General features: G+C 64.3%; 15 protein-coding genes. 7 read left to right on the top strand and 8 right to left on the bottom strand.

From position 1 onward, the window contains the following. The first annotated feature begins 138 nt into the window (after window positions 1–138). The gene (locus AC1RR3_RS02820; protein WP_492819110.1) at window positions 139–1,917 is read left to right on the top strand and encodes a DUF6798 domain-containing protein; all 1,779 of its coding nucleotides are present in this window, start codon (window positions 139–141) and stop codon (window positions 1,915–1,917) included. Between the two features lie 122 nt (window positions 1,918–2,039). Next, the gene (locus AC1RR3_RS02815; protein ID WP_492819108.1) at window positions 2,040–3,485 is read left to right on the top strand and encodes a hypothetical protein; all 1,446 of its coding nucleotides are present in this window, start codon (window positions 2,040–2,042) and stop codon (window positions 3,483–3,485) included. Window position 3,486: 1 nt separating this feature from the next. On the opposite strand, the gene AC1RR3_RS02810 is transcribed toward AC1RR3_RS02815, so the two are convergent. Together AC1RR3_RS02810 and AC1RR3_RS02805 are read right to left on the bottom strand one after the other, a co-directional pair. Continuing rightward, a complete protein-coding gene (locus AC1RR3_RS02810; RefSeq protein WP_492819106.1) occupies window positions 3,487–4,170 on the bottom strand; it encodes a class I SAM-dependent methyltransferase in 684 nt (227 codons plus the stop codon). An 8-nt stretch (window positions 4,171–4,178) separates the two neighbouring features. Then, on the bottom strand, window positions 4,179–5,177 hold the full coding sequence (locus AC1RR3_RS02805) for a glycosyltransferase family 2 protein (protein WP_492819104.1): 999 nt from the start codon (window positions 5,175–5,177) through the stop codon (window positions 4,179–4,181). A gap of 427 nt (window positions 5,178–5,604) precedes the next feature. Between AC1RR3_RS02805 and AC1RR3_RS02800 the strand changes: the two genes are divergently transcribed. Further along, entirely contained in the window at window positions 5,605–7,377 is a 1,773-nt protein-coding gene (locus AC1RR3_RS02800) for a hypothetical protein (RefSeq protein ID WP_492819102.1), read from the top strand. A gap of 185 nt (window positions 7,378–7,562) precedes the next feature. Here AC1RR3_RS02800 and AC1RR3_RS02795 read toward each other — a convergent pair whose 3' ends face one another. Beyond that, a complete protein-coding gene (locus AC1RR3_RS02795) occupies window positions 7,563–9,041 on the bottom strand; it encodes a hypothetical protein (protein WP_492819100.1) in 1,479 nt (492 codons plus the stop codon). Between the two features lie 391 nt (window positions 9,042–9,432). On the opposite strand from AC1RR3_RS02795, the gene AC1RR3_RS02790 reads away from it, so the two are divergent. Next, window positions 9,433–9,597: a Flp family type IVb pilin gene (locus AC1RR3_RS02790; RefSeq protein ID WP_492819098.1), complete on the top strand. Its 165-nt coding sequence runs from the start codon at window positions 9,433–9,435 to the stop codon at window positions 9,595–9,597. A 352-nt stretch (window positions 9,598–9,949) separates the two neighbouring features. Here AC1RR3_RS02790 and AC1RR3_RS02785 read toward each other — a convergent pair whose 3' ends face one another. Beyond that, on the bottom strand, window positions 9,950–10,927 hold the full coding sequence (locus tag AC1RR3_RS02785) for a phosphatase PAP2 family protein (protein ID WP_492819096.1): 978 nt from the start codon (window positions 10,925–10,927) through the stop codon (window positions 9,950–9,952). Between the two features lie 268 nt (window positions 10,928–11,195). Here AC1RR3_RS02785 and AC1RR3_RS02780 point away from each other — a divergent pair, with 268 nt between their 5' ends. Continuing rightward, window positions 11,196–11,876 (top strand): TetR/AcrR family transcriptional regulator, encoded by a 681-nt coding sequence (locus AC1RR3_RS02780; RefSeq protein WP_057757575.1) that lies wholly within the window; start codon window positions 11,196–11,198, stop codon window positions 11,874–11,876. Between the two features lie 152 nt (window positions 11,877–12,028). Here the strand turns inward: AC1RR3_RS02780 and pyk are convergent, their stop codons facing one another. Together pyk and AC1RR3_RS02770 are read right to left on the bottom strand one after the other, a co-directional pair. Continuing rightward, entirely contained in the window at window positions 12,029–13,465 is a 1,437-nt protein-coding gene (gene pyk, locus AC1RR3_RS02775; protein ID WP_492819093.1) for a pyruvate kinase, read from the bottom strand. Then, window positions 13,462–14,043, bottom strand: a complete 582-nt coding sequence (locus AC1RR3_RS02770) for a DUF1036 domain-containing protein (protein WP_492819091.1) — start codon at window positions 14,041–14,043, stop codon at window positions 13,462–13,464. The genes pyk and AC1RR3_RS02770 overlap by 4 nt, the downstream gene beginning before the upstream one ends. Window positions 14,044–14,209: 166 nt before the next feature. Here AC1RR3_RS02770 and AC1RR3_RS02765 point away from each other — a divergent pair, with 166 nt between their 5' ends. Next, entirely contained in the window at window positions 14,210–14,515 is a 306-nt protein-coding gene (locus tag AC1RR3_RS02765; protein WP_492819089.1) for a DUF1244 domain-containing protein, read from the top strand. Between the two features lie 198 nt (window positions 14,516–14,713). Beyond that, window positions 14,714–14,986, top strand: a complete 273-nt coding sequence (locus tag AC1RR3_RS02760) for a DUF2312 domain-containing protein (RefSeq protein ID WP_094976882.1) — start codon at window positions 14,714–14,716, stop codon at window positions 14,984–14,986. A 99-nt stretch (window positions 14,987–15,085) separates the two neighbouring features. On the opposite strand, the gene AC1RR3_RS02755 is transcribed toward AC1RR3_RS02760, so the two are convergent. Beyond that, the gene (locus AC1RR3_RS02755) at window positions 15,086–16,693 is read right to left on the bottom strand and encodes a peptidoglycan L,D-endopeptidase MepK (RefSeq protein WP_492819086.1); all 1,608 of its coding nucleotides are present in this window, start codon (window positions 16,691–16,693) and stop codon (window positions 15,086–15,088) included. Window positions 16,694–16,977: 284 nt separating this feature from the next. After that, the gene (locus tag AC1RR3_RS02750; protein WP_492819084.1) at window positions 16,978–19,167 is read right to left on the bottom strand and encodes a L,D-transpeptidase family protein; all 2,190 of its coding nucleotides are present in this window, start codon (window positions 19,165–19,167) and stop codon (window positions 16,978–16,980) included. Window positions 19,168–19,301: the final 134 nt, after the last annotated feature.

The raw sequence follows: 19,301 nt of genomic DNA, 5'->3' as shown, positions 1-19,301 counted from the left end.
TAGAGTTTGCGGTCTAGTTTTGTTGCTGTTCGTTCCCATCGCTCCTGCGGGCGCGGGACGTCCGGACGCCGAGGACGGATCGTCGAAACGGCGCTCAACCGAGGCTGATCCGCAGCCGTCACTTCCTCCGGTGCCCGAATGGCGGACGTCAACGTCACCTCTGACTTGGGCTGCCGCGATCGCGCGGCCAGCATCCCGAACTTCTGGGTCGAGACACTTTCGGTTGCCGTTTTCGCGGCGGCGATATCCGTATTGCGCACCGGATTCGTTTTTGGAATAACAAACAACATCAATTATTTGCCGATCGTCGCCCGTCTCTACAACGAGCCGCAATATCATGACGACGGGTTTATCCAGTCGTTGCGCTATTTCGCGTCCGGCGTCTGGCTTGTGTTGAGCGGCGTCGAAAAATATTTCGACAACGTTCCGCTGCTGTTCTTCGTTCTGTTTTTTCTCTCCCGGGTGCTCAGTTTTGTCGGGTTCCTGTGCTGCGCCTCCCTGCTGGGGGTGACGGAAAGACGCGACAAGATCATCTTCAGTCTGATTGTCTGTTTCATCGCGTTTCTCGACGGCTACAGTTATGCCGGCTCCGGGGGCTTGTTCATCAACTACTTCAGCCATTCGGAGATAGCGAATGGCGTCGCACTTCTGGCGATCTACCTTGCCGCTCGAGGCCGCTACACCGCAGCAGTCGTCGCTGCTGGCATAGCATTCTTCGTCAATGCCTTCTTTGCGGTCTGGCTCGTGCTGCCGCTGACGCTGATCGGGATCTGTCACCTGTCGCAGCGGAAAGCGACGATCGGTCAAATCTCCTCGCGCGTGCTGATCGGCCTCATCCTGTGCTCGCCGCTCGTGCTTGTCGTGGCCAATGGATTTCTCGCAAATCCGGAGTTTGGTCGTCCGTCCAGCCTCGACCTTGCGAGTTTCCTTCGCCAGTATTACGCGGGCCACGTGCTGATCGATTCGATTTCGCTCGGCGACATCGTGGGGCTCTTGGGCGTCACCCTGATCGGAGCGCTCGCGCTGTTTTGGCCGAGGCAGGCCGCCGCTTCCGAATTGCGGGCAGCCTATTTGGGTGCAATTCTGGTCTATCTGATCGGCATCGTCGTGCCGTTCGTGACCGGATCGTCGCTGATGCTCAACCTTCATCTGCTGCGATCGAGCACGGTCATTCACCTGCTTGCTGCCCTCGCAATCGCGGCGTTGGCGACGAACTGGCTGCGGCGCGACAAGGAGGCGGTTTTCCTTCCGGCCTGTCTTATCGTGCTGTTCTTGACCCTTGACGGCTGGACCGGTCTGGGTTTGGTCACGGCCGTTTTGATATTTGCTCTTCTGACAATTGTGCCGAGACCGGTCCCATCCTATCAGCGTACCATGGGCTATCTGGTGCTTGGTATCGCTGTCCTGGTCGCAGGCCCGCTCGCGATCCGGTCCGGCCTCGACTTCCAACGAATCTGCAGTGAGGCGGTCGCGGAGTGGACCGAAATCGGCAAGTGGGCGCGCAACAACACGCCATTGACCGCAACATTCCTCATTCCAAGAAGGCCGGAGCTTGACGGTCGAGCCGAAGTGAGCGTCGCCGATATGGCGCTCGATCACCAGGGCGTGTTTGAATTCGTCTCACATCGTCGCATCTGGGTCGATTTCAAGCGTGGCGGATCGGTGGTGTTGACGCCTTCGTATTACCCGACGTGGCGAAGCAGGTTGACGGATGTCGAGGGCTTGAATTCGCTTGCGGAGCGCACCGACTACGCGTCGCGTAACGGCATCGGCTATGTCATCGATATCTGCCAGAGCCCGGAAGTGCCGAAGGGTGTGATCTACCGGACCAAGCGGCTCTGCGTATTTTCAGTGAGCGCAAACGGATCTGCGGCAGGGAAGGACGCGCCGCCGTCGACGGAGCGATCTGCCGGTTGAGCCATCGTCCCGCTCGGAATTCGACGCGACCGGCTCACGCCAACGGGCGTGGTCAGCCCGCATGGGCAAATGCGAGAAACGTTAAATATGAGCTTAACGCTTGCGCTCTACTTTGATCCGCAATGACCGACCAGGCCGTCCACAGCGCGGTTCAACCGCTTTCGGTACGTGCAGCGCTCCCGTGGCTGGTGAGCCTTGGCGTCTATGCTCTGTTGCTGATCGTTGCGCCGCGGCTGCTCGGTGATCCCGACAGCTATTCTCACATCGAGGTCGGGCGCTGGATCATGGCGCACGGCGCCCTGCCGGCGACCGACCCATTTTCCTTTTCGATGCACGGCGCGCACTGGATCGCCTTTGAATGGCTCTCGGAGGTCATTTATGCCGCAGCCTACGCGCTGTCCGGCTGGCCTGGTGTCATCGTCGTGGCCGCGGCGGCGATAGCGCTCGCCTTCGGCCTGTTCACGTTCTTCCTGTTGCGCGAGCTTTCACCAACCTTGACGCTGCTCATGGTGATCGCGGCCGTCATCCTGCTGGCGCCGCATATGCTGGCGCGGCCACACGTGTTGGTGTTGCCGGTGATGGTGATTTGGGCGGCTGCCCTGGTGCGCTGCATGGATCGTGGCGGGCCTCTGCCATACTGGGCCCTGCCACTGCTGGTGCTGTGGGCCAATCTGCACGGCAGTGTGGTGCTGGCGATTGGACTGATTGGCCCTGCGGGACTCGAGGCGCTATTGCGTGAGAAGCGCAGCCAATGGCCGCGCGTGCTGCTGCGATGGCTCCCATTCACGGCACTCGCCGTCGCGGCGTCCTGCTTGACGCCCCACGGCCCGGAACCGCTGCTGATGCCGCTCACGACACTCGGTCTTGGTCCCGCACTCGCCTGGATCTCGGAATGGCGGCCGCAGGATTTCAGCCACATCGGTGGCTTCGAGTTGCTGCTGCTGGCCGGTATCTTCGCGCTGTCGCGCGGTGTGACGCTGCCGCTCGTGAGAGCCCTGGTGGTGATTGGCTTGCTCCATTTCGCGCTAGCGCAGATACGCAATGCCGATCTGTTGGCCATGCTGGCGCCGCTCTATCTGGCGGCCCCGCTGGGACGCAAGTTCGGTGGACCGGTCCGAGCCGATGCGACCGTCGAATCCCGGGGCATGAATCTGGGCGCGTTCGGTCTGTTGATCTTGATGAGCGGGATCGCCTTGGCGCGCGACGTGCGGCCGGCTCCGATCATCACGCCTGAAGCCGCCATCGCTCAAGCCGACCTCGCCAGGACGGGGCCCGTGCTCAACGATTATTCCTTCGGCGGCTATCTGATCTTCGCCGGCATTCCCACCTTCATCGATGGTCGCGGCGAACTGTACGGGGGAGCGTTCATCGACCGCTACAACCGCGCCGTAGCGCTGGTCGACCTCGCCGATTTTCTCAAGCTGCTCGATGAATACAAGATCGGCGCGACGCTGCTAGCGCCGCAGACGCCGGCAATCGCGATGCTCGACCGGTTGCCCCAGTGGCAGCGCGTCTACAGCGACGACGTGGCGGTCGTGCACAAGCGGCGAGATATCCCGCCAAGATAGGTCAAGCGGCTCCGAAAGCGGCGTATTGGCCGCCGAGCGGCACACCGCCCAGAGCGTCTTCGAGGCGCCGCGCCGGCTTGGTGTCCCAGGGCAGCAACAGGAAATGGCGCGAGTCGATCTCGCGCAAGCCGCCGGCGGCCATCAATTTCCGGGTTGTGCCCGCACCGAGCAGGACCGCGTCCCGGTCGAACTCGCAGCGCGAGACGGCAAGGCGTGTCAGCGGGTTGTACGGATTGTGCTCGATCACACAGACGAGCCCCCCGGGACGCGTCACGCGCCGCATCTCGGCGACGAACTGCGCCCATTCGCCCGGCACGACATGGTGCATCACGCAGATGGCCGTGACCAGATCGAAGCTGGCATCGTCGAAAGGAAAAGTGCGGCCGTCATACTCACGGTAGTCGACCCCACCGTTGTCAACGCGCGCCTGCGCCAGGCTCGCCGAAGATACGTCGATGCCGCTCAAGCGGCCGACCATGCCGCGCAGCAGCGGGTGAAGGCTACCGACGCCGCAGCCGACGTCCAGCATTTCAGGCCTCTTCGCATCCAGCCGCTGCGCGATCAGATCGCGCAGGAGATCGGCCTTGGCGCGCATGAAGAAATGATGCGGTAAGCCCGAAAAATCGATCGATGACTGGACCACGTCGCGATAGTTGTCGTGATAGCCGTCGAAGAGCTCGGTCATGCGCGGGGTCACTCGTTGACGGCGTGGATCGCGGGTGCCGCGGTTGCGGCCTCGCTGCGATCGAAGCCCGCCCGCGTCTGCACCACGTAGAGCGGGCGCTGTTTCACCTCGGCATGGATGCGGCCGACATAAAGCCCCACGATGCCCGTCATCAGCATGTTGATTCCGCACAGCAGGGACACGACGACGATCGTCGAGGACCAGCCGGTCGCGAGATGACTGTCCTTGCTCAGCCACAACAGGATCACCCAGCCACCATAGAGCAGCGCGAGGCCCGAGACCGTCAGTCCGCACCAGATCGCAAGCCGCAAGGGTAGATCGGAGAAGCCAAGGGCGGCGTTCATGGCGAGCCGCACCATCTTGAACAGCGGGTACTTGGTTTCGCCCGCGGCGCGCTCGAGGCGGTGGAAAGCGACCTCGGCCTGTCGGAAGCCGAGCCAGGCGATCATGCCGCGCACGAAGCGGTCCCGCTCCGGCATCTGCCGGAGTGCCTCGAGTACCTTGCGATCGATCAGGCGGAAGTCGCCGACATCGGCGGGGATGCCGACTGAGGACATCTTGCCGAGAAGCCGGTAGAATAGATGCGCGGTCGCACGCTTGAACTGGCTTTCGCCCTCGCGCGACAGGCGGCGAGCGTGAACGATTTCGTTGCCTTCCTGCCATTTTGCGATCAATTGCTCGATCACTTCGGGCGGATCCTGCAGATCGGCATCCATCACGATGATCGCGTCACCTCGCGCCGCGTCCATGCCGGCGGTGATGGCGATCTGATGGCCGAAATTTCGCGACAAGCCGATATAGCGGAAGCGTGGATCGCGCGAGGCGAGCGCCTGCAGCACGATCGAGCTGGAATCGCTGCTGCCGTCGTCGACGAAAATGGCTTCCGCCGGCCCGTCGAGCCGGGACAATACCAGGTCGAGGCGGCGCAGCAGGACCGGCAGCACGGCTTCCTCGTTGAATACGGGGATGACGAGGCTGTAGCGGATCGATCTGAAATTGGCCGCCATGCGGGGGAGTCCAACCTGGTTGCAGGAGCGGAAGTCTAGTGCGTGGTAGTTAAGGCGGCCTTGCGCAACCGCTGAGGATTTGAAGTGCCCGCTGCTGGTGAATGTGCGAAAGCTCGCAGAGGCCAGGAGTCGCGCCGTAGATGCCGAGGTGAAAGGAAATGCGCCGCAAACGGCGCAGCGACGGCCGACGAAGCCGCCCTGCGCCGCCTTTGGCAATGCCAGCGCCGCCGGCAGGCTCGGCCATCGCGGCGCCGCGCGCAATTCCGGAGAGTGTTGATTAATCCCGCGTTAGCGTTTGCGGTCTAGTTCTGCTGTTGTCCGGTTTTGTAGCTCCGCGAGCGCGGGCCAACCAGGCGTTTTGGACAAGTTGTCGATACGGCGCTTCACCAAGGCAGATCCGCAGCCCTCGCTTTCTCCGGGAACTCACATGGCGGATATCAACGTCGCCTCTGATATGGCTGATCGCAACCGCGTAGCCAGTATCCCCAATTCCTGGGTCGAGACCATCTCGGTGGCCGTCTTGGCGTCGGCGGTGTCGGTATTGCATACCGGATTTGTCTTCGGCATCATCAACAACCAGTATCATTTGCCGATCGTCGCGGGGCTCTACAACGAGCCTCAGTATCACGACGACGCATTCATCCAATCGCTGCGCTATTTCGCCTCCGGCGTCTGGCTGGTGCTGAGCGGCGTCGAGAAATACTTCCACGACATTCCGCTGCTGTTCTTCATCCTGTTTTTCCTCTCCCGCCTGCTCACCTTTGTCGGGTTCCTCTGCTGCGCCTCGCTGCTGGGCATCACCGAGCGCCGCGACAAGATCGTCTTCAGCCTGATCGTCTGCTTCATCGCCCTTCTCAACGGCTACAGCTATGCCGGCACCGGCGGGCTGTTCATCAACTACTTTACGCATTCCGAAATCGCGAATGGCACGGCCCTTCTCGCGATCTATTTTGCCGCAAGAGGCCGCTTTGCCGCGGCAGCCGTCGCGGTCGGCGTGACGTTCTTCATCAATGCGTTCTTTGCGGTCTGGCTCGTGCTGCCGTTGGTGCTGATCGGCATCAGTCTTCTGGTGCAGCGGAAGGTGACCGTCAGGGAATTTGTTTTGCGTACCCTGGCCGGCCTCGTTCTCTGCGTGCCGCTTGTGGCTTTCGTCCTGTATGGTTTCGTCTCGAATCCGGAGTTCGGAAGTCCGCTCGGCTTCGACTATGCGACGTTCCTCCGTCAGTATTTTCCAGGCCATGTGCTGATCGATTCGACGCAGCTGGGTGACCTCCTGACGCTCCTGGGCGTCACGCTTGTCGGCGCGGCCGGCCTCCTGTGGTTCGGGCGGAGCGCCACGCAGCTTCAGGCAGCCTATCTTGGCGCAGTCCTGGTTTATGTGGTCGGCATCGGCGTCCCGTTCGTGACCGGCTCGCCCTTGGTTCTCAACCTTCATCTGTTGCGGTCGGGCACGGTCATTCATCTGCTGGCTGGGCTGGCCATGGCCGCATTGGCGACAAGCTGGCTGCGCCGCGACAAGGAAGGCACTTTCCTGCCGGCGTGCCTCATTGTGCTGTTCTTGAGTCTTGATGACCTCGCCAGCCTGGCCTCCATCCTGTTCATTCTGGCCTTTGTCTTTCTGAAGGTCGGGCCCGGTCCCGCGCCGGCCTACCTGCGCACGATGGGTTATCTTGTGCTTGCTACCGCTGTGATGGCGATTTGGCCGCTCTCGACCTGGTACAACGTCAAATTCAATCGGCTCTATACCGACGCAGTCGAGGAGTGGACGGACGTCGGCAATTGGGCGCGCAACGCAACCCCTGCGACGGCCATGTTCCTCGTTCCGAACACGCCGAAGTTCGATCCGGCGTTGGAATCGAGCGCCGCCGATATCGCGCTCTCGCGGGCCGTCGTTTTCGAATTCGTCTCGCATCGCCGCATCTGGATCGATTTCAGGCGGGGCGGATCGTCGATGCTGACGCCCTCTTATTATCAGACATGGCGGAGCAGGTTGACGGATGTCGAGGGCTTGCATTCGCTGGCGGAGCGAATGGCTTACGCATCGCGCAATGGCATCGGCTATGTCGTCGATATCTGCCAAGGCCCGGAAGCGGGGAGCGGCGTCATCTATCGGACGAAGCGGCTCTGCGTATTTTCGACGGACGCAAACGGTCCTGTGATGCGGAAGGACGCATCAGCGCTGGAGCGATCTTCAGGTTGAGCGATCCGGCGTCGCGCGCGTGATCCGGCACGGGGCACTGAGGATACTCGCCAACGCGAGCAGCTGATCTCAGTCACAAGGCGGCGGCAATTTGCAGCGACCGCAGCGGGGGGCCGTAGCGATCCGAAGCGCCGCGAGATCGCGCCCTCAATGATCGATCGACACGCAATCTGCGGGCGGGATCGTCATGGTGAGGGGGCCGCGGCGTCCTCCCGCACATGGATCACCGCAATGTCGTCGGCATAGATCCGCTTCCAGCCCTTGAGATGATCGAGGATCTGAGGGCCCGGAGCATCGGCAACCAGCAGCGTAGCGTCGATCTTGTGCTCGTCGAGCAGCCGGGGAAGGAGCTCGGGCTGCCTTCCCTCCGTCGCCTTGAAGAAGTCCATCACGAATTTCTCGCCATAGAGCTCGGCGCGGCCGTCGACGAAGACCGGGACATCACGCGAGATCAGGTAGCCGCCGAACTGGTAAGCGTTGAAGAGACGCTGCACCTTGCGCTTCTGGAGCAGGTCGACGGCGGCAACCGGTGTCTGCGCCATCGTGAAGGTGAAGCGGTGATGCGACATGTAGATCGAGGTCGAGGTCCATGCCGCGGCGACGATCATCAGCGCGCCCGTGATGGTGACGTAGCGGGCCGGCCAGCTGTCGGAGCTTCGCGCATCCGGCGGCGGCAGCGGAGATGTCTCGCCGAGCGGCTTGGCCAGCACCAGCGGCACCAGGAAGGCGAAGGCGTCGATGCTCCTGACATGGCTCAGCGCCATCCAGGTCAGCAGCAGGATCAGCAGGATGCGCGGCGGCGACAGCGTCAGGCCGCGATAGAGCCCGATCGCGATCAGGCCGAGCAGGGCGCCTTCGAATCCGGTGAAGGACGCGAAGTTCGCGGGCATCCATTCGGAAATGACGATCAGCAGCTCGCCGAGATTGAGGATGTTGGTCGCGCCCAGCAATGTGCGCCAGCCATAGGGCGTGACGCAGCTCGCGGCCAGCGCCGCGACGCCGAACAGAAACCAGCGCAGCAGCAGCCTGACCTGCTTGCCGGAATCAAGACCCCAGAGCGCCACGAACGACATCGGGCCGATCAGCGCCAGGCCCAGCACGAAACCGCCATGCAGGTTCGACCACAGCGACATCAGCGGCAGCCAATACCATGATGGTGTGCCCTTGCGATCCGCCGCCGCCATCAGCATGCCGACCCACGCAATCATAACCGGGAGCGCCAGGATGTGCGGCCGCGCCAGGATGTGATGCAGCGAAAGCGCCACCGCCAGCATCGCGAACAGCACCGAGCGCGGCATCTCCAGATGTGCGTCGAGCAGGTCGACGAGGATCGCCGCCGACAATGCGACCGCAAGCGCGGTGAGGATCACCGGCCCGGCCCAGTCCCATTGCGCATAGGACAGGGCGAACAGGGCCTGCGACAACCATGAGGTCGAAACCCAGGGCGCCCCGGGCCGCGTGAAGGAATAGAAGTCCGTATAGGGAAGGGCACGGTGATCGAGGATCCATTGCCCGATCTTGATCTGCCAGAACGAGTCGGAGTCCTGAAGCAGCGTATCACCGACATAGAGGAAGAAGAGATAGGCGCCCGCTCCGACGCAGAGCGGCACCAGCGCCCGCGCGCGGCTCTGCACCGCGATGCTGTTGGCAAAGGAAAGGGACATGCCGCCTCGTCGTCCTGCTTGTTCTTATCGGGTTGGCGCGATGAGATCGCACTTTATTTTCCGAGCATGGTCTTTTCGGAAAACCGCTTCGCACGTTGCGCTAACGCGGCCCTTCGGGTCCGGATCATGCTCGGCCAGCATCAGACCACGGCGGTCATAACTTCCAGTAAATCGGCGGGACGCGGCTGTAGTGATGTCCGGACAATTTAACCGATTGTTTTCAATTTCGGTTTACCATCGGCCAATACACCCAAACCGCTCCGTGTTTACGCAGTCGAATTAACTGCGGCGAAATTCTTTGCCTCTACGTTCGGTTCCATGGTCGGGCGGCGCTGGGAAGCCGAAGAGACCAGACCACTTGTAGCCTTGTGTACATTTTTGGGAGCACTCTATGAAGAACCTCGTTGCGCGTTTCGTGAAGGATGAATCCGGCGCCACCGCCATTGAATACGGCCTGATCGCTGCCGGCATCGCGCTGGCGATCATCACCGTCGTCAATCAGCTCGGCGGCACGCTGAACACCAAGTTCGGCTCGATCTCGAGCAGCCTCAAGTAAGACTGGTCGACCTGAGAATTCTAAGAGCCCCGTCTTCGACGGGGCTCTTTTCTTTTGGGCGCCCGGCGTCATCTTCAGGCCAACCCATCGACACCGTCACCCTCTGAGGTGGCCGCGAAGCAAGCGTCTCGAAGGGCGGCGGCCCGGCTGCATCTCGGCCTTTCATTCTTCGGGGCTTCGAGCGCAGTGCTGTGCACTGCGCTCTTCGCACCTCAGGATGGCGGTATGGAAATCGTAGAAGCGGGCGCAATGACGTTGGAAACACCGTGCCTGTCGGCGCGCTGGTGATGGTGGGCACGCTGGGCTTTGCCCACTCCAGGGCAGCGGGCCGCTGATCAAGACGATCGCGCCGTCATTCTGCCAGGCTGGGCTGCCAGACCGGCGCAGGCGCGGCAGACACGGACGACGTGTGGTCGAGCCGCTGGACGTAGAACTTCGTCACCCAGATCGACGCTGCGGCAACCGCGATGCCGCCGACGACATCGACGAGGTAATGCGCGCCGATCGCCGGCGTTGCCGCGATCATCAACAGATTGAGCGCGGCGGCGATGCCGCCGATGCCGCGCACCGGCCATAGCGCCCACATGTAGAGCACGGCGGATGCGGCGTGAAAGCTCGGAAACGAGACGATGCCGGAGAGGAAGAACAGCCGCAGCTCATGCAGGCTGCCGTCGCGCAGTGCGAGGATGTCGCGCAACTGTCCGGCATAGACCGCGGTGTTGATCTCGGGGAAATGCGCGGCCGGCAATTGCAGCCCGTAATAGGTGCCGATCGCCGGCACCATGGCGGAGATCGCGATGGTGACCACGAGCGCAAGACTCATCGCGAGCATGAACACCTGCAGCCGCACGTAGCGCGCCGTCAGTGTCAGCACGACGGGAATGCCGAGCAGCGGCCATTTGATTAATCCATAGCCGCGCGCCAGGAGGTCGGCGAGCCAGGGATGGTCGTTGACGAAGCGCGCGAGCGGTTCGGGATCGAGGCCGAGTGCGCGGTCGATCGCCAGGAGCGCGTCGTCCTGGAGCGGCCAGTTCATCTTGCCCGCGACGTAGCTCAAAGGTCCGGCGATGGCGCAGGTGAGAAGGACCTGTCCGATCGTGCCGAGCGCGAACACCAGCTTCGGGTCGGCGCGCTCGCCTCTGGCGATCCGGTGACCATAGGCGATTGCGACCAGGACGGCCGCGATTGCGAGCGTAATGCTGTAGGCGACGGGCTCGAGACTGAGACCGGCGTAGGGCAGGCCGAGCGCCAGCAGGCAGCCCATGGCGGCGACAGGTAGCCAGTTCAGATGGAAGAGCTGCCAGGCGGTCCGGGCGTCCGTATCGAGCATTCTGCACCGAGGTAGAGTTGCAGTATCGCGGTACAGTCGCGGGCCTGCTTTAAGATGGCGGTAACAATCGTGGTTAGCCGCTCGCCAACCGGCTCTGTGCATTTGCGCGAAGTCGCCCTGCGCCGCTGGGCATGACGCTTCACGCAAATGCATCTTGTCATCTACCCTGAATAGTTGTTCAGTCCTTGCGGGGCGATTTGCATCTCGTGCAGTGACGAAGCGTTCGGCCGCAGGGCGTGCGGCTAGCGTGTGGGACAGGAAGCGCGCCATGGTTTATCGGCGGACGCATCAAGTGGTTAAGCGCCTTGCGGCCAGGCGCAGTGCGATCCTCGCGGCGGCGCGGGAGGCTGCGGCGGAAGGCGGGATGGCGGCGGTTCAGATCGCGCCGGTCGCGGTCCGGGCTAACGTCGCGGCGGGCACCGTCTATCGATATTTTCCCTCCAAGGCCGAGCTGATCTCCGAATTGATCTCCGAGGTTTCGCGGGACGAGCTTGCGGCGATCCGCAGGGCGGCGGATGCCGCGCCGGGCCCGTCCTCGGCGCTGGCGGCGGCCGTCACCACGGTGGCGGTCCATACCCTGTCGCAGCGCCGGCTGGCCTGGGGCATCCTGGCCGAGCCTGTCGATGTCGATGTCAGCGCGTCCCGTCTGGCGAGCCGGCGCGAGATCGCCGGCGAGATCGCAGGCCGGATCGACGCGGCCGTGCGCGCCGGTCATTTGCCGGCGCAGGACACCGCGCTCGCCGCCACCGCGCTGCTTGGCGCACTGCATGAGGCGCTGGTCGGGCCGCTCGCGCCCGACAATCTCGAAGATCCCGTCAAGATGCGCGATGCGGTGCAGACCGTGACGCTGCTGGCGCTGCGCGCCGTCGGCGTCATGGACGCCCGCGCCCGCGGCCTGGTGGTGCAGCAGACGCTGTTGCCGACGACCAAGGCGCTGGTCGGGGCCTAAAAAGCAGGGCGTGACCGGGGCCGAGACCTGATCGCGCGCAGGTCATTCCCTGCGCATGGCTTTTCGCAAAACCGCAGCAAAATAGCCGGACGAGCCGGCTACTGTGCATGGGGTTGTTTTCGACTTTTTTGTTTTGGCCGCGCTTGGCGGCCTCAGATATTCGCGTCGCCCTCGGGGCCGACCGAGGCGATGCGCACCATGTTGGTGGTGCCGGGGATGCCGAGCGGCACGCCGGCGACGATGATCACGCGCTGGCCGGCGCGGACGAAACCGTCGCGGAATGCGATCTGGCCGGCGCGGCTGACCATGTCGTCCTGGTCGCGCGCGTCGTCCGCCACCACGCAATGCACGCCCCAGACCACCGCGAGCCGGCGCCCGGCGTTGATGTTGGGCGTGATCGCCACGATCGGCGGCTTTGGCCGCTCGCGCGCCACACGCACCGCGGTCGAGCCGGAGCTGGTCCAGCAGATCAAAGCGGGCAGGTCCAGCGTCTCGGCGATCTGCCGTGCGGCATCGGCGATGGCGTCGCCTGCGGTGGCTTCGGGGGCGGGGCGCTGCGCTGTGAGCACCGAGCGATAGATCGGGTCGCGCTCGACCTCCTCGCCGATACGGTTCATGGTCGAGACCGCCTCGACCGGGAATTTGCCGGCCGCCGATTCCGCCGACAGCATGATGGCGTCGGCGCCTTCATAGACGGCGGTGGCGACGTCGGAGACCTCGGCGCGGGTCGGCACCGGCGACTGGATCATCGATTCCAGCATCTGGGTCGCGATCACCACCGGTTTGCCGGCGCGGCGCGCCATCCGCGTCATCTGCTTCTGCAGGCTCGGCACGCGCTCCAGCGGCAGCTCGACGCCGAGGTCGCCGCGCGCCACCATCAGCGCATCGGAGGCCTCGAGGATGTCGGCGAGGCGGTCGATCGCCTGCGGCTTCTCGATCTTGGCCATCACGGCGGCGCGGCCGCGGATCATCTTCTTGGCCTCGATGACGTCGTCGGCACGCTGCACGAAGGACAGCGCGATCCAGTCGACGCCGGTGACCAGCGCGGCCTCGAGGTCGGCGCGGTCCTTCGGCGTCATCGCCGAAACAGGCAAATCGGTGTCGGGCAGGCTGACGCCCTTGCGGTCGGACATCCGGCCGCCGACCACGACGCGCGTCACCGCGTGGTCCTTCGTGGTCTCCTCCGCGATCAGCCGCACCTTGCCGTCGTCGAGCAGCAGCGAATGGCCGGGCCGCAGCGCGGCCAGGATCTCCGGATGCGGGAGATTGACGCGCGTGGCATCGCCCGGTGTCTTGTCCGAATCGAGCGTGAAGGTCTGGCCGTTCTGGAGCTGCACCGCGCCTTCCGCGAAGGCGCCGAGCCGGAGCTTCGGGCCCTGGAGGTCGACCAGGATGCCGATCGGCCGGCCGTAGCTCGATTCGACATTGCGGATCGTCGCCACCAGCTCCCGCATCTTGTCGTGCGGGGTGTGGCTCATGTTGATGCGGAACAGGTCGGCGCCGGCCTCGAACAGGCGGCGGATCATCGCGAGGTCCGAAGAAGCAGGTCCGAGCGTCGCGAGAATCTTGATACGGCGAAGACGCCTCATGGCTTATTTCCAGGCGGGGGTGGCAGGCCGGGCGAGCCCGGGGGCGTAGCACCGGGCGGGCTATTGGGCAAACCCGGGACACCGCCCGGGCCGAGAGGACCGGGCAGGCCAGGCACGCGCTGCTGCGCCGGCTGTTCGTTGGCATCGGTAAGCTGGACCGTCCAGGCGCGCTGCTCGCCGGTATCGACCTCGAAATAGCCGGTCCGGTCATAGCCACGCGCGAGGCAATCCTCGGTGCCGCGGATGGTGAATTCCTTGTCGCGCGAGCACATGAAGGCCTGCCCCGACCATTCGCCACCGCGGTCATAGTCGATGGCGTAGATGTAATAGTAACGGGCGACCAGCGTTCCCCGCAGCAGCGTCTCGCAGGAGCGGGACGAGATGTTCCACCAGCCCTCGGTGGTCCAGCCCTCGGCGTCCTTGTAGCCGAGCGCAATGCCGACCCGGCTCGAGGTGTTGTTGCAGAGCCGGAAATCGGCGGCGGCCGGGCTGGCCCAGAGGCACAGCAGGCCAACCACCAGCACCGGGACCAACCGGGCGAGCAGGCGAAGGGGGAGGCGGGGAGATTCGGCGATCATTGTCGCGGAACGTATACCAGATGATTGACGATTTGGCGTAGGGCCGGGGAACTGCCGCGAGAGGCGGCTTTGGGCCCGTTTGCGCCGCGATATGGCAAAATCTGTGACGGGACCCTACCTGATCCCGTAAGGGTGACGACATCAGGGCCAGCCGAGGGATCCAGCCATGGCAATCGACGACAAAACCAGAACGGAGCTCGAGGCGGCCGCTTTCCGGCGCCTGGTCGACCATTTGCGGGAGCGGACCGACGTCCAGAACATCGACCTGATGAATCTGGCGGGTTTCTGCCGCAACTGCCTGTCCAACTGGCTCAAGGACGCTGCCGACGCCCAAGGCGTGAACTTAAGCAAGGACGAGAGCCGCGAGGCCGTCTACGGCATGCCCTACGAGACCTGGAAATCGAAGCACCAGGGCACGGCCACGCCCGAGCAGATCGAGGCGATGAAGAAGGTCCATCCCCACGGGCACTGAGCCGATGGTCCGCGGCGCGCGCTGAGTCGCACCACACAACAGCTTTCTTCGCCCCGGCGCAGGAAGGTGTGGGCGCGCTGTGGACGAGCGCGATGCTTGCTTGAACGCCAGGGGCGCTAACGCTTAAGGGTCTACCCAGCACGCGCGGTGAGGTTGCCGGCGTCACCTCGTTTTGCCAGTTCCATTTGGAGTACCAAGATGGCCACCACCGCCGCCGTCCGCGACGACGAGCCCGCGACGAAATTTGCCAAGGACCAGCTCAAATCCATCATCGAGCGCATCGAGCGGCTGGAGGAAGAGAAGAAGGCGATCTCCGACGACATCCGCGACGTCTATGCCGAGAGCAAGGGCAACGGCTACGACGTCAAGGCGCTGCGCACCATCGTGCGGATGCGCAAGCAGGACCCGAACGAGCGCGCCGAGGCCGAGACGATTCTCGAGACCTACATGCAGGCGCTGGGAATGCTCTGAGGCGTCTCGCCTCAGACACCGCTGTCGTAGCCTGGATGGAGCGGAAGCGAAATCCGGGCTACGAGACTGAGTTCGTGGAAATGGCGAGGGCTATAAGCCTCAGCGCAGCGCGGCCGTCCGCACGACGAACGATGTCGTCTCGAGCTTCGCGGTCGCGCTGCCCGTAAAGCTGTCGCAGGACAGGCCCTGCATCGGATCGTCGGTGAAGCCCATGGCGACCACCGCCTGTGGCTTGACGAAGTAGGCGCGCATCGCGGTCGTATCGAGCTCGCCCATCAGCGTGACCGACATCGCGCGGCTGGCGCTCGGCGACAGCATCACGATCTTCAACCAGATGCTCTCGCCCTTGGCCGCGGACAGCCGGGTCGCGGTCGCGATCATGCCGTCGGTGCTCTTGCCGACCACCGTGTTGATTCCGGTCGCAGGCGCGAGGCTGCGCGTCGCCGCGGCGGGACGGGCGGAACGCGGGATCGGCGCGGAGGCGGCGACGACATTGGCACGGTCGACCGGGGAGGCGGCCGGCGCGTAAGCCAGCGCCTGAAGCGTAGCGTTGGAGACGCTCGCGGTTGCCTGCGGATCGGTGGCGGCGGCGAGCGCCTGGCGGGCCTTCAGCGCGGCGATCTGCGCGGGCGTTGCCTGCTGCGGCGTAGCCGGGGCATCCCAGAAGCCGCGGGCGTTGATGATGTCGGCCGGGGTCTCCGGCTTGCCGGCAGCGGGCTTGTCAGCCACGGGCGCAGGCTTCGGCTTGGGCGGCGCAACGAGCTGCGCGTCGGCTGAGGCGAGCTGGATCGCGGCGGCAACTGACGGCTTGGCGCGGGGCGTCGGCACCGGATCGGCGGGTTTGGATGCGGCGGCGACCACGATCGGCGCCACGGGCTTGGCGGCCGGGGCGGTCGCGCCCTCGTCATCCTCGTCGCCGCTCGCAGCTGCCGGAGCCGGCTTGCCCTTGAACAAAGCGGCGAAGAAGCCCGGCTTGCTGCTGCCGGCATCGTCGCCGGTGCCGCGGCGCTCGATCTCGGCCTTGGCGAGCTCATAGCCCTTCAGTGGTGTGCCGTCGGTCGGCACATGCACCGTTTTTCCGTCCGGGAAGACGCGGGCGAGCTGGTCATGCGTCATGCGCGGCCAGTGCCGGATGCTGCCGGTGTCGAGGTGCACGAAGGGCGAGCCGGAGGTCGGGTAGAAGCCGACGCCGCCGCGCTGCAGGTGCAGGCCGGCGAAGCGGATCTGCTCCAGCGGTACGTTCGGAATGTAGAAGTCCATCGCATGCCCCAGCATGTGCTGGCTGAAGCGCGCCACACCGGAGGAGCGGCGGCGGAGCATGGCGTTGGTGGCGGGGGAGCGATAGGAGGAGATGATCTGGATCGGCTGCTTGCCGTCGACGTCGCGATAGACTTCCCAGAGGATGTCGAAGAGGTGACGGTCCATGACCGTCTCGTCCTGGGTGCGCCAGTCGCGCAGGAAGTGGTTGAGCTGCTTCAGCGCCGCCTCGTCGTAGCGGCCATCGCGCTTGAAGGTGATGGTGAGGTCTTCGCCGGAATGGGTGTGGTGGAAGGAGAGGGTCTTGGTCTCGTTCAGCGCGGCGGCGTTGTGGACCGAGCCTGCGGCAGCAAGCAGCAATACGGAAGCGAGGCCGATCCTGGAACCAGCCTTCACTCCCGCATGGGACAACGACAGCACAGCGAATTGGCGTGCGAGACCAGTCAGCACGTTAGAGCCCACCCAGTCGACCAGCGTTCAAAATGGACTCCCTCGCCAACCCCGTTAGCGCGCGAAAGAGGATGAACGCTTTGTTAAAGCGAGAAGGTTAATTTGAGGTTGACCTTCTCGCCCCCAAACCAAGTCAGAATACAAACCTAAACGGTTGAGTGTGGCAAAAAAACGCCCGCTGCCCGAGATCGGGTGGAGAATGGTTAACGTTAAGCGACCCCATCCAGGGGATGAGGTCGCTGATTTTATTGCAGAATCTCAGGAAGTGACGCGCCAGGCAGGGCTCAGCGGGTGAACACCCGCTGCGGCTTGCGGCCGACAGGGGCCGGCGGCTGGGCAGGGGCCCCGCCGCCGAACAGGCGCTCGAAGAAGTTCGGGCCGGACGAGCCGCCATTGTTGGCCACTGCCACGCCGGGCGGCAGCGTCGTCGACGGACGCGAATAGCTCGGCTGCGAGTGGGCCACGATGTTCTCGAGATCCTTGCCGCGGCCGTTCTTCAGGATGTTGATCATGGTCGCGTCGCGGCCATAGACGTCCTTGCGGAATTGCAGCTTGCCACCATCGTCCACGAACGCGGTCTGATAGGTGATGTTGACCGGGATCGGGGTCGGGAATTTCAGGTCGATCTCGCTCTTGCCGTACATGCTGCGCACGCGCTCCGGCGTGTACTTCTCGTTCGGCAGCGCGATGTTGAGCAGCACGGAGGCGTACTGATCCGGGTTCTGCACGCGCATGCAGCCGTGGCTGAAGGCGCGGTCTTCCTTGGCGAACAGGTTCTTGTCCGGCGTGTCGTGCTGATAGACCAGGAACTTGTTCGGGAAGTTGAAGCGGATGCGGCCAAGCGCATTGGCTTCACCGGGCGGCTGCGAGATATGCACCGAGCCGTCGCGGTTCTGCTCGAGCTTGAGGCCCATGCGCTGCAGCACGGTCGGGTCCTGCTGAAGCGCCGGCAGATATTCGTTGTAGACGATCGACGGCGGCACGTTCCAGGTCGGATTGACCGTGATGTACTTCATCGTCTCGGTGAGCAGCGGGGTCGCGTGCTGGCCCGGCTTGCCGGTGACGACGCGGGTGGTCCAGACCTGCTGGCCGCGCTGCATCACCTTCAGCGTGTAGTCGGGAATATTGAGGATGACATAGGCATCGCCCAGCGAGGGCACGCCGAGGTCGCGCGGCAGCCAGCGCCAGCGCTCCATGTTCACCAGCACCGTGTCGATCTGCTTGTCGCGCTTCGGGGTGTTGATCGCCTTGACGGTCTTGTCGTCGAGGATGCCGGTCACCTTGAGCTCGGCGCTGTTCTGGAACTTTCGCACGGCCTCCGCGACCGTTGCGTCATAGCGGGTGTCGCTGGCGTTCTCGGTGAGGCCGAGCTTGGCGCGCAGCTGCGGCACGCGCGGATCTTCCACCACGATTTCAGCCTGCTTCTTGCCGGCCGGAGTGTATTTCAGCGCCGGACCGTCGGTGATCTCGATCACCGGGCCGCTGCCCTGGCCGCGGAGCTCCGCGAGCTTGGCCTTCAGCTCCTTGTAGAGCTTCTGCGGCGGGTTGTAGCTGTCGAGCGCCGCGGAGGCGTCAGCCGCGGTCGTGATCTTGGTCAGGACCTCGCTCGGGTCGACCGGATGCTCCGGATAGAGGATGTCGGCGCTGACCTGCGACCAGTGCATGCGGCCGCTCTGCGCCTGGCGCGCATAGTCGAACATGCTGGCGGTGAGCTTGAGCTCGGCATCAGCGAGCGCATCGGGGTTCGTCGCAGCGGCAAAATCCGGCACGGGATAGTCGGCCGGGTTGAGGCCGTCCGAGGCGGCGTCCTTCAGCCGCGCGATCACGCCCTTGGCGGCAGCGGTCAGGCTGCCGGCTTGTGTCCACACCGGCGCAAAGTCACGCGCGCCGTAAAACTTCTCGATCGCCGCACGCTCGTTCTTGCGGTCGAAATGGCGCGAGGTCTTGGCGCCGATGATGTCCTTGAGCTTGTCGGCGACCGGCTGGTCGGCGGCGGGCACGGTGCTCGCAGTCTTGACAGGCTCGGCGGCAGGAGCCGCTGCGGTCGCGGGAGCCGCGGGCGCAGCCGGCGTCGTCGTCGCAGTATCGGCCTTGGCAGGCTCGGTCTTCGCGGGTTCCGTTTTAGCCGTCTCGCTCTTCGGCGCCTCGATGGCGGGCGTCGTGGCGACGTCGGAGGGCTTGGTCTCGACCTTGTCCGGCGCGGGAGCGGCTTCGGCCTTTACGGGTTCCTTGGCGGTCTCCTTCGCGGAGTCCTGAACCGTGGCGGTGGTGTCGAGCTTGATGTCAGAGGCGGTCGGAGGCGGGACGTTGGCAGGCTCGGGGCGCGGGATCGCGGCTTCGATCGCGAGCTCGGCGGCGCTGCTGCGCGCCTGGTCCTGCGCCAGCGCCGAGCCGGCCGATACCGTGAGGAAGGTCGCCGCGACCGTCATCAGGACGCGGTCAAAGCCTGCACGGTGATTCAAACAGTCACGCATTGTGTCGCACCCCTTGGGTGAACTGTTCCTCGTGGAACAGCTTCGTTATCGCCTAGTGAGCTTCGGCTAAACCGCGCCGGCCTCTCGAAAGTTGCACGCCTGCACGCAACGATTCTTACGCAGACGATATACAG

Source organism: Bradyrhizobium sp. GW821-FHT13H05 (assembly GCF_058804065.1).
This window is presented reverse-complemented; position numbering and strand designations above follow the sequence as displayed.